Origin of the sequence: Streptomyces sp. NPDC058240 (assembly GCF_042882135.1) — a bacterium.
Taxonomy (GTDB): Bacteria; Actinomycetota; Actinomycetes; order Streptomycetales; family Streptomycetaceae; genus Streptomyces.
Genome location: NZ_JBHVWT010000004.1, coordinates 391,619 through 405,228 on the forward strand (window position 1 = coordinate 391,619; position 13,610 = coordinate 405,228).

Consider the following 13,610-nt stretch of genomic DNA (forward strand, 5'->3'; position numbering starts at 1 on the left):
TCTCTCGGGCTCAGCTCTCGGGCCTGGGCAGACCGGGCGGGTTGATCTCGGACTTCGTGACGGCCTCGTCGGTGAGCCCCCAGCGCTTCAGCACCTCGGCGTACGAGCCGTCCCGCACGATGTGGTCGATGGCGGCCGCGTACGCCCCGACCAGGCCGCTGCCCTTCTTCGTGGTGGCGGCGATCTTGCCCTGGAGCCCGTCGCCCGCGCCCGACAGCGTGCCGACGATCTCGGACTGGCCGGCCGATGCCACGTGGTAGTTGGCGGACGGGCTGGGGCCGAGGTAGGCGTCGATCCGGCCGGACCGGAGGGCCAGGTAGTAGTCGGTGTCCTTCTGGAAGTACTTGATGTCGACCGGCTTGCGCCCGGCCCTGACGTTCTCCTCGCTCCAGTCGACGAGGATCTTCTCCTGGTTGGTCCCGGACGAGACGGCGATCGTCCTCCCCGCCACGTCCTTCGGCTCCTTCACCTTCCAGCCGGAGCCCTTCCGGGCCTCGAAGGCGATGTTGTCGAGCCGATAGGTCGCGAAGTCGTACTTCTCCTTGCGCTCCTCGGTGACCGTGACGTTGGAGAGCACGCCGTCGAACTTGGAGCTGTCCAGGCCGACGAAGAGGTTCTCCCAGGAGACCTGTTCGAACTGCGGCTTCAGGCCGAGCGTGTCGGCGATCAGGGTCGCCAGGTCGATCTCGGAGCCGATCCGGGTCTTGTCATCGGTGGCGTAGAAGCCGAGCGGTGGCGAGGCGTCGGCGCTCGCGCCCAGCCGCAGGGTGCCCCGTTCGCGGACGGCCTCGGGCACCTTCGCCGCGATGGCGTCGTCCTTCTCGCCCCGGATCCGGTGCTGGTCGGGGCCGATGTTGATACCGGTGCCCCGCTGCCCCTTCGGCTTCACCTCGTCGGTCGCGGCGTCACCGGCACCGCAGGCGGTGAGCAGTCCCGCGGCGGTGAGGGTGGCGAGCGCGGCGAAGAGGGTGCGGCGGACGGACACGGGCGTACTCCTCGGAGAGAACACGGTGGGGATCACAGGACCTTGGACAGGAAGGCGCGGGTGCGCTCGTGCTTCGGACGGTCGAGCACGTCGCCGGGGGCGCCCTGCTCGACGATCCGTCCCTCGTCCATGAAGACGACGGTGTCGGCGACCTCGCGGGCGAAGCCGATCTCGTGCGTGACGACGATCATGGTGGTGCCCTGGAGCGCCAGATCCTTGATGACGTCGAGGACTTCACCGACCAGCTCGGGATCGAGCGCCGAGGTCGGCTCGTCGAAGAGCAGCAGCTTCGGTTCGAGGGCCAGCGCACGGGCGATGGCGACCCGCTGCTGCTGCCCGCCGGACAGCTGCTTGGGATAGGCCCCCGCCTTGTCGGCGAGCCCGACCCGGGCGAGCAGCTTCTCCGCGGCGGCGAGGGCCTCCTTCTTCGGGCGGCCGAGGGCGGCGACCGGGGCCTCGATGATGTTCTCCACCACGGTGAGGTGCGGGAAGAGATTGAAGTTCTGGAAGACGAAGCCGATCCGGGTGCGCTGGCGCAGCACCTCGCGCTCGCGGAGCTCGTACAGCTTGTTGCCGTCCCTGCGGTAGCCGACCAGGGTGCCGTCGACGCTGATCCAGCCGTGGTCGACCTTCTCCAGGTGGTTGATGGTTCGCAGGAGCGTGGACTTGCCGGAGCCGGACGGGCCGAGGACGACGGTGACCTCTCCGGGGCGTACGGACAGGTCGATGCCGCGCAACACTTCGAGACTGCCGAAGCTCTTGTGGACGGAGCGGATCTCGACCATGGCGTCCGGGGTCGGGGTGGTGTCTTCGGTGGTGCTGCTCATCGCGCGGCCCCCTTGGCGTAGTGACGTTCGACGTAGTGCTGGAGGACGGAGAGCACGGTGGTCAGGAGGATGTACCAGACCGTCGCGACCATCAGCAGGGGCACGACCCTGCCGTTGCGTCCGTAGACGACCTGGACCTGGTAGAAGAGTTCGCCGATCGCCATCACGGAGACGATCGAGGTGCCCTTGAAGAGCGAGATGATCTCGTTGGCGGCGTTCGGCAGGATGGACCGCATCGCCTGCGGGAGCACGATCCGCCGCAGCTGCCGGTGCCGGGGAATCCCGAGCGCCGCGGCGGCCTCCAACTGGCCGCCGTCCACCGCGAGTACGCCGCCGCGGACGATCTCCGCCGCGTAGGCGGCCTGGTGCAGCGCGAGCCCGAGTACGGCCGCGCTCATCGCACCGACCAGGTTCATCGTGTCGAAGGAGAAGAAGCCGGGCCCGAACGGGATGCCGAACTGCAACTCCTTGTAGAGATAGGCGAGGTTGAACCAGAAGAGCAGCTGGACGATGAGCGGGATGGAGCGGAACGCCCAGATGTACGCGTAGGCGACCGCGCCGAGGAACGGGCTGGCCGACAGCCGCATGAAGGCGAGCACGATGCCCAGCGCGAAGCCGAGGACCGTGCCGTACAAGGTCAGTTGGAGGGTGACCCAGACGGCCCTGAGGATGGTCTCGGCGGTGAAGAACTGGGCGAAGACGTCCCACTCCCAGCCGGGATTGGTGACCAGTCCGTGCAGGAACTGGGCGAGCACGACGGCGGTGGCGGCGACGGCGACCCAGCGCCAGGGGTGGCGCACGGGAACAACGGTGAGCGCGTCGTGGTCGTCGGCGGTGGGCGGGGCGACGCGTGGTCCGGTCGCCTTGTCGATGGGTGGATCGCTGGTGAGGGACATGAGGGGTCCTTGGGCTGCGGTGTACGAGGGCGGGGTGGGGGGCCGTGCGCCAGGAGGGTGCTCCTGGTTCGCGGTCAGCCGTCGCTACAGGTACAGGCGAGGTCCCGGAGGAACGTGAGCGCCGTACGGGCGGTGGCGTCGTTCTGCCGGAAGGCCGGGCCGCCGGTGCGCGGCCGGGTGAACGCTCCGCCGGCGCGGGCGGTGGTGAACGGGCCGAGCGCGAAGCGGCGCGGGTGCGGCCTGCCGTCGCGGTCCAGGATCCGGCCGCTGTCGGGGGCGACCGAGAGCAGCCCGGTGGCGGTGGCGGCGGCCCCGTCCTCGTACAGCTCCTGGAGCAGCGGGCTGCGGGTGCGCTCCAGCGTGGGGTCGGGCAGCCGGGCCTCGACCAGGGTGCGGGCCGCTATCCGCTGCCCCGGCACGGTGGCGCTGCCGGCCAGGAAGAGGCCCCGCCGCTCATCGGTCTCGACGGTCATTCGGGCGCCGAGGAAGCGGACGACACCGGCCCGGGAGAGCGCGAGAAGCTGGTGCAGCCGGGGTCCGGGCGGGCCGGATGCGAGATAGCTGAAGAAGCCGTGCCACCAGCCTCCGATGTCGCCGAGCCGGATCAACTGCCCGTAGGCGGACAGCAGTCCGAGGAAGACGGCGAGGTCCGGGCTGTGTGCGGGATCGTGGCGGCGTTCCAGGTCTGCGGTGATGTAGCCGCGCAGTCCCTCCTGCAGTGCGTCGTACGAGGGGTAGCGCACCCCGTCCAGGGGGTGGTCGAGCGCTTCGAGGTCGAGCCGGTCCGCGGGGTCGGGGACGGCGGCCGCGACGAGGGCGGCCAGCTCGGGTCCTGCCGGGTCCGCGGCGGCGTACTTCTCCTCGAAGCCGGCCCAGTCGCCCGTCGTGCGCTCGGGGTGGGCGGTGAAGAGCCGGTGGTAGTGGGCATGCCCGAGCTCTTTGTCGATATATGGCCACACATCGCGCCAGAAGTCGACCGGCCGGTCCGCCCTCAGCAGCGCCTCGGTCCGGTCCGGGCCGAGGAAGCGCGGCAGCGGCGGCCGTTCGCCCTTCCAGGCATAGCCGATCTTGGAGTGGTACGGGACGCCCCGGCGCGATCCGATGTGGAGCACGGGTTCCCTGCCGGACGGCACGTACTCGCCGTCCTCGTAGCGTCCGCCGCGGCCCTCGGTGAGCAGCACCATCAGATCGACGAAGGCGAGCCCGAAGCCCCGTACGATGACCGGCTCGCCCGCCGGCACCTCGGTCAGATCGGTGTCGGCGGTGAAGTCCGGCGGCAGGTGGACGAGTCCGTGCCGGTCCGCGAAGTCGGCCAACTCGACCTGTTCCGGGTCGGGTTCGGCGTCGAGGTGGCCGATGGTGACGGCGACGGCATCGGCGAGCAGCGGAGTGTCGCGCCCCGCCAGCCAGACGCGCTGCCGGCCTTCGCGCGGCCCGGTGACACGGACGGCGCTGCCCCGGTGCCAGTGGACGGTGATGCCCTCCGGGAGGGCGGCCACGGCCTGCTCGTACACCCAGCGCAGATAGACGCTCTGCAGTCGTCTGCTCGGGAAGTCGCTGCCCTCCAAGGTCTTTATCTCGTCGAGGAGTTCGGGTTCGACGCCTGCCCCGTCCGGAAGCGTCGCGCGCCCGTCCCGGATGTCCGCCGCCCAGGTGTGCAGCGCGGGCCCCGGACGGACCGGCCCCTCCTGCTGGACGGTGTCGTCGGTGAACATCGTGACGTCCTCGGCCATGGAGTTCATCCAGAGCAGCGGCGACTGGTCGTGCCGCCAGATCCGTCCGCCGCCGGGCGGGTACGGGTCGACGAGATGGATGGTCAGCGGGCGGTTCCGGTACAGGTCGGGGGCGTTGGCGGCGATGCGCTCGATCAGGCCGGTGCCGCGCGGTCCGCCGCCTATGACGACGAGCGCCGGCGTCCCGCTCATCGGGCACCCGCCGTGCCGCGCGCGTAGTGCCGCTCGACGTAGTGCTGGCCGATGCCGAGCAGCGAGGTGACCACGGCGTACCAGATGGTGGCGACCAGCAGCAGCGGGATGACCTGATAGGTGCGGTGGTAGACGAGCTGCACGGAGTAGAGCAGGTCCTGTACGGCGATGATGCTGACGATCGAGGTGCCCTTGAGGGTGCCGATCAGCATGTTCCCGGCGGGCGGGACGATGGAGCGCATCGCCTGCGGGAGGACGATCCGGCAGAACCGGCGCCAGGGTCCGAGGCCGAGCGACTGGGCGGCCTCGATCTGTCCGCGTTCGACGGAGAGGATGCCGCCGCGGACGACCTCGGCGGCGTAAGCGGCCTCGTGCAGGGTGAGCCCGATGACGGCGACCGTGACGGGGCCGAGGAGGTTCACCGTACGGACGCCGAGGATCTCCGGGTACAGCGCGCCGATGTTGAACCAGAACAGCAGCTGGACCAGGATCGGGGTGGACCTGAACAGCCAGATGTATCCCCAACTGACCGTCTGCAGCACGCGGTTGGCGGAGAGTCTGAGGACGGCGAGCAGGGCGCCGAGGGCGAAGCCGAGCACCATGACCAGTGCCGTGAGCCAGAGAGTGAGGCCGAGGCCGCGCAGGACCGCGGTGGTGGTGAAGTACTCGGCGACGATGTCCCACTGGAAGGCGTCGTTGCGGATGACGGAGTTCAGCGCCAGGGCGAGCAGCGCGAGGACTGCGACGGCCGCCGCCCACTGGCCTGTTCGGCGCACCGGAACGATCCGGAGCCGGTCGTTTCCGTCGCTCTCGGTGAGCGGGGCGGGGGGAGAGTGCGGGAGGGTTTCTGTCTGCGCGGACATGCGAAGGCTCCGTGGATGCAGAGATCGAACACGGGGCGTACCTTCAGCCGAAACACAACGTGGACCGGGCCCCTCAGCGCCGGTCCGCTCCCGAGGTAAGCGCCGTTCACCACGCATTGTCAAGCCTGTCCACACTATGAGCCGTACGTCTCACTTCAGTTGACGGGCCACCGGATGCCTGTTCCACTTGGGCCATGCATTCGCAGCAGTGGCTGGTCAAGCGCTCCCACATCGACTTCGGTCGCGTGTGGTCCTCCTCCTGTTGAGCTGACCCCCTGCGTCTCCCCGCGCCTCTGCCTCGCGCCGTGTCCGGCGCCTGAGCACTTTTCCCCGCGTGCCTTCACACACAACGCCGTTCTCCCCTCCCCTCGCTCCGCCGTACTTCCTCGCCCCGACCGTGGGGTCGCCGCGTGCTGCCCCGCCGCGTCCGCTCACGGCCGACGACTCTGGAGAGCCACACCTCATGCCCCGAACCCGGCACACCGCTGCCTTCGCACTGATCACCGTCGCCGCTCTCGCCCTCACCGCGTGCGGGTCCGGCAACCCGGCGTCCGCACCGGCCGGCGCCGCCGGGGACGGGGCCGCCGGGGACGGGGCCGCCAAGGGAAAGGTGCCGACGACCGATGTGGTCTCGTCGGTGCGCAAGGACGAGGTCGCGGCGAAACTGCTGCCCGCCGATGTCCGCGCCGCCGGGACCCTGACCATCGCCGCCAGCGTCAGCAACCCGCCGGGCGCCACCTACCTCGCGGACGGGAAGACGGTGGCCGGCACGGACATCGACTTCGCGGACGCGGTGGCCAGGAAGCTCGGGCTGAGGTTCACCCGCGAGGTGGCCTCCTTCGAGGCGATCCTGCCGGCGCTGGGCAGCGGAAAGTACGACGTGGGCACCGGGAACTTCGGGGTGACCGAGGAGCGCCGCAAAACCATCGACTTCGTCACGTACATCAATGACGGCCAGGGCTTCGCTGTCCGCGACGACAGCACGCTGAAGGAGGCCACCGATCTCACCCGGCTCTGCGGCCTGACCGTGGGCACCGGCGCGGGCACCACCTTCGAGGTGACCCTGGAGGAGAGCCGGCACCTGTGCACCGACGCGGGCCGCAAGCCGTACGACGTGAAGACGTACAACGACCAGGGCGCCACCTGGGCCTCGCTCCAGCAGGGCCGCAGCGATGTGGTGATGTCCACCATCAACGGGCTGCGGTACGCGGTGGGGCAGCAGGAGGGCGTGCGCTTCCTCAATGAGTTCAAGCGCCTCGACGTCGGCTTCGCCTTCAAGAAGGGCACCCCGCTGGCGCCCGCCTTCCAGGCCGCGGTGAACGGCCTGAAGGCGGACGGCACCTACGACCGGATCCTGAAGAAGTGGGGCATCGGCGCGTCGGCGATCAGGACCTCGCAGATCTCGCCACCCGAGATCAAGTGATCCGGGCCGGGCGCCCGGCCATGGAGGCGGGCACCCGGCCGCAGAAGCGGGGGACCAGCCGCAGAGGCGGGCGCCCGGCCGCAGAGGCGAGGACCGGCCGCGGAGGCGGGCGCCCGGCTCAGCAGCTGCAGTCGCAGCCGCAGCAGTCGCATGAATCGCAGCAGTCCCCGCAGTTGCTGCAGCAGTCACACGCATCGCAGGCGTCGCCGCAGTCGCACTGGTTGCAGAGTCCGTCGCGGCGCCGATGGCTCCACGGGTCGTCGAACGTGCCGCAGCACATCTGGCAGGTACAGGCCAGCCCCGCCCACACCAGGCAGCCCATGATCAGACCGTGCCGGTCGCGCGGCGGCTCGGGCGGGGGCTGCGGCGGACCCGCCGGGCCGCCGGGGCTCGGTGCGTACGGATTGCCCGGCGGCGGCCCGAAGGCCCCGGCCGGCCGGGTGCCTGACGGAGCGGCAGCTCCGTCCAGGAGCACGCCACCCGCCTGGTGCGAGCACGCCGTGGTGCCGAAGGCCCGGTCCACCGACTGGCGCAGTTCGTGCGCCAGCAGCACATGGGCCAGCTTGCCGTCGGTGAACTCCGCGTCGCGCAGCGCCAGCCGCACGCCGTGCAACGCGTCGTCGCACAGCCGTCGCGCCTCGGCGCGCGAGGTGCCGGTCGCGGTGAGCGGGTTCCAGGCACCCGACGCGGCGTCAGCTTCCTGGTCCTCCACGGCGTCCAGCAGATGCGCCAGCCGCCCGAAGAGGCGGCCGGCCTCGGCGAGCGGTGCCGCGTTCTGCGGCTTGCCGGCGAGCACCGCGGTGTGGGCGAAGGCGGCCGCGGTGGCGGTCTCGGTGGGTTCGGTGACCGTGAGCAGCGGGGTGCCGGGCCCGGCGATCAGCTCGATGCCGGTCTGCCGGTCGACGGCATCCACGAGCAGGGCGGTGTCGAAGCCGAGCTGTGCGCCGGTGCGCGCGCCGGCCCGGTCCCAGCCCGCGGCGACCCGGCGTGCGGCGGCCGCCACCGGGCGGCGCCCCAACAGGCCGTCCCCGTCCGCGACGTGGTCCCGGACCTTCGCCGAGGCCAGTACCAGGGAGACGGCGGCGGCCAGCCTGGCTCCCTCGCCGCGGGCGACCGGGGCGGTCCGCATGGCGCGCAGCGGACAGGGCCCCGCGGTGCGCCGCCATCCGGTGGTGCGCTCGGCCTGAGCCTCCGTCAGAACAGAAACAATCAGTCCGTCATAGTTCGTTACGATCCTGGCGAATTGCCCGTGATCGGACCGAAGTGCGAGACAGAGCCCGCAGAGATGGGCCATCCACTCGGTCCTGAGCCCCTCGGACAACCGATGGGTGCAGGGCCTGACTATTCCGAACACGACGATCCCCCGAGAGTCGTTCACCTGTGCGCCGAGCTCGTGCGGCTGCGCGACGTGCATCGTATCGAGCACCCCGTTCACCCGTACGTCCCCCATGTCACCCATACGGCCCGGGGCATCATATTTTCTTTCTTTCAGACTCCTTATGCAGGAGAAACCCTGACGAATCGCCATATCTTCTGCACCAGTACCGTCACGAATCCCCTGCGCGCCGACTATCCACTTGGCGCACGATCCGCATCATGGACGACCATAGGGACACGAAAAAGATGCGGAACACCACAGAACCGCGGTGAGAGGAGGCGTCCATGGGATCGGTGCGCAAGGCGAGTGCCTGGCTGGGCCTCGTGGAGGACAACGACGAGCGGTACTACGACGACGAGTACGCCGAGGGCCCGCAGACCGGGACCGGTCAGGGCTGGGTGACCGACCCCCGGGTGCAGGTCGCGTCGGAGGCCGCCGAGGAGACGGGCCGCCGGATCGCCACCGTCACCCCGGACAGTTTCCGGGACGCGCGGGCCATCGGAGAGCTCTTCCGGGACGGCGTCCCGGTGATCGTCAACCTCACGACCATGGACCCCACGGACGCGAAGCGTGTCGTGGACTTCGCCGCCGGGCTGATCTTCGGACTGCGCGGCTCGATCGAGCGCGTGGCCACCCGGGTCTTCCTGCTGACCCCGGCCGACACCCAGGTGGTCACCGAAGCCGCCGGCCGGCGGACCGACGGCTTCTTCAACCAGAGCTGAGCAGGGCGCTCGCCGGACCGGTCTACCGGAACGCGTCGAGACCGGTGAGCGCCTTGCCCAGCACCAGCTGGTGCATCTCCACGGTTCCTTCGTAGGTGAGCACCGACTCCAGATTCGTCGCGTGGCGCATCACCGGGTACTCCAGCGAGATCCCGTTGGCGCCGAGGATCGTGCGCGAGGTACGGCAGATGTCGATCGCCTCCCGCACATTGTTGAGCTTTCCGAAACTGACCTGCTCCGGGCGGAGCCTGCCCGCGTCCATCCGCCGGCCCAGATGGTGGGCGAGCAGGATGCCCTTGTGCAGTTCCACGGCCATGTCCGCGAGCTTGGCCTGGGTGAGCTGGAAGCCGCCGATCGGCCGGCCGAACTGTTCCCGGGTCCTCGCGTAGTCCACGGCCGCCTCGAAGCTGGCGCGGGCCGCGCCCATGGCTCCCCAGACGATGCCGTAGCGGGCATGGCTGAGACAGCTGAGCGGGCCGCGCAGTCCGGTGACGCCCGGGAGCACGGCATCGGCAGGCAGCCGCACCTCGTCGAGGACCAGCTCACTGGTGACCGAGGCGCGCAGGGACCACTTGTGCTTGATCTCGGGCGCCGAGAAGCCGGGAGTGTCGGTCGGCACGGCGAATCCGCGGATTCCGTCGTCGGTCTGCGCCCAGACGACGGCCACCCCGGCGACCGAGCCGTTGGTGATCCACATCTTGCGGCCGGTGAGCACCCAGTCCCCGCCGTCACGCCTGGCATGGGTGCGCATCCCGGCCGGGTCGGAGCCGTGGTCCGGCTCGGTGAGGCCGAAGCAGCCGATGATCTCGCCGGCCGCCATGCCCGGCAGCCAGCGCCGGCGCTGCTCCTCGGAGCCGAAGCGGTGGATGGCGTACATGGCGAGCGATCCCTGTACGGAGACCAGGGAGCGGATCCCCGAGTCCGCCGCTTCGAGCTCCAGGCAGGCCAGTCCGTACTGGACCGCGGTGGCGCCCGCGCAGCCGTATCCCTGGAGGGACATGCCGAGTGCGCCGAGCGAACCGAGCTCACGGGCCAGCTCGCGGATGCCGGGCAGTTCGCCGCTCTCGTACCACTCGGCGATGTACGGCAGGACTCGGTCGGCGGCCCAGTCCCGGACGGTCCCGCGGATCGCGAGGTCCTCGTCGTCGAGCAGGTCGTCGATGCCGATCGGGTCGGCGGGGTCGAACGGTGGGAGCTTCGAGGACTGGGTGGTGGACATCAGGGCGCCTCCGGCGGCTCGCGCGATGCTAAAACTAGCAGTGTTAGTTATGGCGTCGCACCGACGTTACGGCTCAGTGTGCCGCCCGTCCAGAGCCGGTCGCCTCGGCGGGTCGGCGTCGGGCGGGCCGCGGCAGGGGCAGCTGCGCACGGCCAGGGGCAGGGGTCTCGTGCGCTGCGCGGTGTTCGCGCACCTCGCTCGCGTCGGCCTGCTCGGGATCGTCGAGCGTCGGCGACGGGCAGTCCATCACCCGCGGCAGCCGCAGCGCGGCCATCGCCCCGAGCAGCAGCAGCGCGGCACTGACCAGCAGCGTGACATGCAGCCCCGTGATGAAGGAATGGCGCGCCGTGGAGCGCAGCACCGCGCCCAGCGGACCGCCCAGCCGGTCCGCCACCTGGTAGGCCTCGCCCAGCGAGTGGGCGGCGGCCGCGCGGGCCCCGGCCGGGACACCCGCTTCGGGAAGCTTCGAGAGCCCGGGGGCGTAGGCGGCGTTCATGACGCTGCCGAGCAGGGCGATCCCCATGCCCGCGCCCAGCTGGTACGAGGTCTCGCCGATCGCCGCCGCCCCGCCCGCGCGGTCGGCGGGAACCTCGCTGAGCATGGATTCGTACGCCCCGAAGAGCGTGGTCTGGAGTCCGAGGCCGAGGGCGACGAAGGCCACCGTCAGCAGCGCGGGCCGGTCGTGCTGCCCCATCGCGGTCAGGATCAGCACCGAGACCGCCGTGAGCACGAAGCCCCAGCCGACCATCCGGCGCGGACCGACGCGGCGCAGGGTGTACGAGCCGGTGGCGCCCGCGGCCATGGCGGCGAAGGTGAGCGGCAGCAGCCGCAGACCGGTCTGGAGCGGGCTCAGGCCGAGGACGAGCTGGAGGTACTGCACGGCTATGAGCTCAAGACCGACCAGGGCCAGCATGGCGAGGACGATGCAGCCCACCGCGGTGGAGAAGGCGGGCCTGGCGAACATCCCGATGTCGATCAGCGGATGCGTACGCCGCTTCTGACGGCGCACGAACACGATGAGCAGGACCGCCCCGATCAGCAGCGGGGCGAGGGTGGCCGGGCTCAGCACTCCCTCACCGGTGCCCGCCCGCTTCACCCCGAGGACCGCCCCGAGCACTCCGGCCGCGGCCATCAGCGCACCCAGCACGTCCCACGGGCCGTCGTGGCTGCCGCGCGACTCGGGCAGGAGCAGCCGTCCGACCGGCAGGACCAGCGCCATCAGCGGGACGTTGATCAGGAAGACCGAGCCCCACCAGAAGTGCTCGACCAGGAAGCCGCCGATGACCGGACCGGTGGCGGCGCCCACGGCGGCGACCGCGGTCCAGACCCCGATCGCCACGGCCCGTTCGCGCCGGTCGGGGAAGACCTGCCGGAGGATCGACAGCGTCGCCGGCATGATCATCGCGCCGCCCACCCCGAGCAGGGCACGCGCCACGATGAGTACGCCGGGGCTGTCGGCCATCGCGGCGATCGCGGAGGCGACACCGAAGAGGGCGTAGCCGAGCAGCAGGACGCGGCGGCGGCCGACCCGGTCCCCGAGGGTGCCGAAGAGAATCAGCAGCGAGGCACAGACCAGCGGGTAGGCGTCGACGATCCAGAGCAGACCGACCGCGCTGGGCCGCAGGTCCTCGGTGACGGCGGGTACGGCGACGTGGAGCACGGTCGCATCGAGTGCCACGAGCAGGAGGCTGAGGCAGAGGACGACGAGGACGACCCATCGATTGGCACCGTCGGCTGCTGAGCGCAGCCGGATTCGGGCTGTGGTCGTCCCGGACATGCATGTACCTCCCAAAAGGTCCCTCGCGCTCGGCGGGCCAACCGGGGATGCGACGGTTCGCCGCTCCTCATGGCCCGGCATCGACGGGCGAGTGGTCCGTCAGCGTACGCGAGTTCGGAGCCCTCACACGTGGTCCACCTCATACCCGTTCGGACCACGGGGTGTGGCGTACGCCACGCCGACCCGCCGCCCGGACCTGCGAGGACGCCCTGCGCACCCGGCACAGGACGGTACTCGGCCACCCCGCGGAGCACCCGCCGGGCCCGTGCCGAAAGCGGCCGGTGACCGGACCGGCACCGTCCGTTCCACCTCCCGGCAGGCCCGGATAAATTCATACCGGCACCTCCTGCGCTTTTCTGCCCGCATCCAAACACCCTTCCGAAATGCGTGCGAAATCAATAACGCGAAGGCCCGCCGAGTCGCTTACGTGGATCGGGAATTAAGGCCCTGCTGAGACATAGTCCACATCACATCGTCATCACAAAGAGACCGGATCGACCTGGTCTCGCACTAACTCGCTGTAACGTCGATTGGGTGCGTACCGACATCTTTGCCCGGCTGGACCGGGAGCCGGAGCCGCCGAAGATAGAGCCGCCGCGGATGAGCCGTCACCGCATCGCACTCTTCGGCGGGACGTTGGCGTTCTATCTCGCCATCGTCATTGCCGTGCTGGTCTCGTCCTGGCTGGTGGCCCTGGACTGGAAGGTCATGCTCTTCCGGCCGTATCAGCAGTGGCCGGGAATTCATGCCTTCCTCGACTACTACATCGTGCTCGGCCAGCGCGGACCCACCGCCACCATGGTCGCCTGCTGGCTCGGCTGGCGCTCCTGGCGGCAGCACACGCTGCGGCCGCTGCTGACGCTGGGCGCGGCGCTGCTGCTGCTCAATGTGACGGTCGGCGCGGTCAAGATCGGCCTGGGGCGTCTCGGCCCGCACTACGCGACCCAGATCGGCTCCGCCGAACTCTTCGCCGGCGGCGATATATTCCCCTCCGGCCACACCGCCAACGCGGTCGTGACCTGGGGAATCCTGGCTTATCTGGCCACCACCCCACGAGCCCGGCGCTATCTCTCGGCCATGTCGGCCATCGTCTCGCTCGGCGTCGGCCTCACCACCGTCTATCTCGGTACGCACTGGCTCAGCGATGTCCTGCTGGGCTGGGCCGCGGGGCTGCTGATCATGCTGGGCCTGCCCTGGGTCGAGCCGTTGATCACCCGGGCCGAGGCATGGATCTTCGCCCAGCGCGAGAACCTGCGGGGCCTCGGCCGTCCCGTTCCCTCCGTGCCCGTCGCGGCCGGAGGCCCGAGGACCACGCTGTTGCCGCAGCCGGACGGCGGCGACGCCCCGGCACAGAGCCCGGCACTGGAGCCGGTCGTCGCGGCGGCCGCGGGCGGCACGGGCACCCGCTCGCGCGCGCACTCGTCGCATCCGACGCATCTGGTGCGCTCGGAGCGGACCCCGGTCACCCCGGCCGGCAGCCGGCGCCCGCCGCACGCCGACCGCACGCCGCGCGGCGGCACGAGCCCGGCCCGCCCGGTGACCGGCGGGGTGGGGGGGGTTTGGGGGGATCCCCACCGGGCCCCCGCCCCTCGATC

11 protein-coding genes are annotated in these 13,610 nt (G+C 70.6%); 3 read left to right on the forward strand and 8 right to left on the reverse strand.

Annotation, left to right across the window (positions count from 1 at the left end):
- Window positions 1–10 precede the first annotated feature (10 nt).
- The 5 genes from ACFVX4_RS11890 to ACFVX4_RS11910 form a co-directional block, all read right to left on the reverse strand.
- Window positions 11–985 (reverse strand): ABC transporter substrate-binding protein, encoded by a 975-nt coding sequence (locus ACFVX4_RS11890; RefSeq protein WP_389974809.1) that lies wholly within the window; start codon window positions 983–985, stop codon window positions 11–13.
- A 32-nt stretch (window positions 986–1,017) separates the two neighbouring features.
- The gene (locus tag ACFVX4_RS11895; protein ID WP_389974867.1) at window positions 1,018–1,770 is read right to left on the reverse strand and encodes an amino acid ABC transporter ATP-binding protein; all 753 of its coding nucleotides are present in this window, start codon (window positions 1,768–1,770) and stop codon (window positions 1,018–1,020) included.
- A gap of 38 nt (window positions 1,771–1,808) precedes the next feature.
- Window positions 1,809–2,708 (reverse strand): amino acid ABC transporter permease, encoded by a 900-nt coding sequence (locus tag ACFVX4_RS11900; protein WP_389974811.1) that lies wholly within the window; start codon window positions 2,706–2,708, stop codon window positions 1,809–1,811.
- 74 nt (window positions 2,709–2,782) lie between these two features.
- Window positions 2,783–4,633, reverse strand: coding sequence for an FAD/NAD(P)-binding protein (locus ACFVX4_RS11905; protein WP_389974814.1), 1,851 nt, complete (start codon window positions 4,631–4,633; stop codon window positions 2,783–2,785).
- Window positions 4,630–5,496: an amino acid ABC transporter permease gene (locus ACFVX4_RS11910; RefSeq protein WP_389974817.1), complete on the reverse strand. Its 867-nt coding sequence runs from the start codon at window positions 5,494–5,496 to the stop codon at window positions 4,630–4,632. Before ACFVX4_RS11910 ends, ACFVX4_RS11905 begins: the two co-directional genes overlap by 4 nt.
- 463 nt (window positions 5,497–5,959) lie before the next feature.
- On the opposite strand from ACFVX4_RS11910, the gene ACFVX4_RS11915 reads away from it, so the two are divergent.
- Window positions 5,960–6,919 (forward strand): ABC transporter substrate-binding protein, encoded by a 960-nt coding sequence (locus ACFVX4_RS11915; protein ID WP_389974820.1) that lies wholly within the window; start codon window positions 5,960–5,962, stop codon window positions 6,917–6,919.
- Between the two features lie 118 nt (window positions 6,920–7,037).
- On the opposite strand, the gene ACFVX4_RS11920 is transcribed toward ACFVX4_RS11915, so the two are convergent.
- Window positions 7,038–8,273, reverse strand: a complete 1,236-nt coding sequence (locus ACFVX4_RS11920) for a DUF5685 family protein (protein WP_389974870.1) — start codon at window positions 8,271–8,273, stop codon at window positions 7,038–7,040.
- 308 nt (window positions 8,274–8,581) lie between these two features.
- Here ACFVX4_RS11920 and ACFVX4_RS11925 point away from each other — a divergent pair, with 308 nt between their 5' ends.
- Window positions 8,582–9,019, forward strand: a complete 438-nt coding sequence (locus ACFVX4_RS11925; RefSeq protein WP_389974821.1) for a cell division protein SepF — start codon at window positions 8,582–8,584, stop codon at window positions 9,017–9,019.
- 22 nt (window positions 9,020–9,041) lie between these two features.
- Here ACFVX4_RS11925 and ACFVX4_RS11930 read toward each other — a convergent pair whose 3' ends face one another.
- Together ACFVX4_RS11930 and ACFVX4_RS11935 are read right to left on the reverse strand one after the other, a co-directional pair.
- On the reverse strand, window positions 9,042–10,238 hold the full coding sequence (locus tag ACFVX4_RS11930) for an acyl-CoA dehydrogenase family protein (protein WP_389974824.1): 1,197 nt from the start codon (window positions 10,236–10,238) through the stop codon (window positions 9,042–9,044).
- 73 nt (window positions 10,239–10,311) lie between these two features.
- On the reverse strand, window positions 10,312–12,015 hold the full coding sequence (locus ACFVX4_RS11935) for an MFS transporter (protein ID WP_389974827.1): 1,704 nt from the start codon (window positions 12,013–12,015) through the stop codon (window positions 10,312–10,314).
- Window positions 12,016–12,549: 534 nt separating this feature from the next.
- On the opposite strand from ACFVX4_RS11935, the gene ACFVX4_RS11940 reads away from it, so the two are divergent.
- On the forward strand, window positions 12,550–13,610 hold a 1,061-nt coding region (locus ACFVX4_RS11940; RefSeq protein ID WP_389974830.1), incomplete at its 3' end, for a phosphatase PAP2 family protein.

Coding starts and splice junctions, on each gene's coding strand:
- ACFVX4_RS11895 (WP_389974867.1), bottom strand. CDS start 1,770: ATGGTCGAGATCCGCTCCGTCCACAAGAGCTTCGGCAGTCTCGAAGTG.
- ACFVX4_RS11900 (WP_389974811.1), bottom strand. CDS start 2,708: ATGTCCCTCACCAGCGATCCACCCATCGACAAGGCGACCGGACCACGC.
- ACFVX4_RS11905 (WP_389974814.1), bottom strand. CDS start 4,633: ATGAGCGGGACGCCGGCGCTCGTCGTCATAGGCGGCGGACCGCGCGGC.
- ACFVX4_RS11910 (WP_389974817.1), bottom strand. CDS start 5,496: ATGTCCGCGCAGACAGAAACCCTCCCGCACTCTCCCCCCGCCCCGCTC.
- ACFVX4_RS11915 (WP_389974820.1), top strand. CDS start 5,960: ATGCCCCGAACCCGGCACACCGCTGCCTTCGCACTGATCACCGTCGCC.
- ACFVX4_RS11925 (WP_389974821.1), top strand. CDS start 8,582: ATGGGATCGGTGCGCAAGGCGAGTGCCTGGCTGGGCCTCGTGGAGGAC.
- ACFVX4_RS11930 (WP_389974824.1), bottom strand. CDS start 10,238: ATGTCCACCACCCAGTCCTCGAAGCTCCCACCGTTCGACCCCGCCGAC.
- ACFVX4_RS11935 (WP_389974827.1), bottom strand. CDS start 12,015: ATGTCCGGGACGACCACAGCCCGAATCCGGCTGCGCTCAGCAGCCGAC.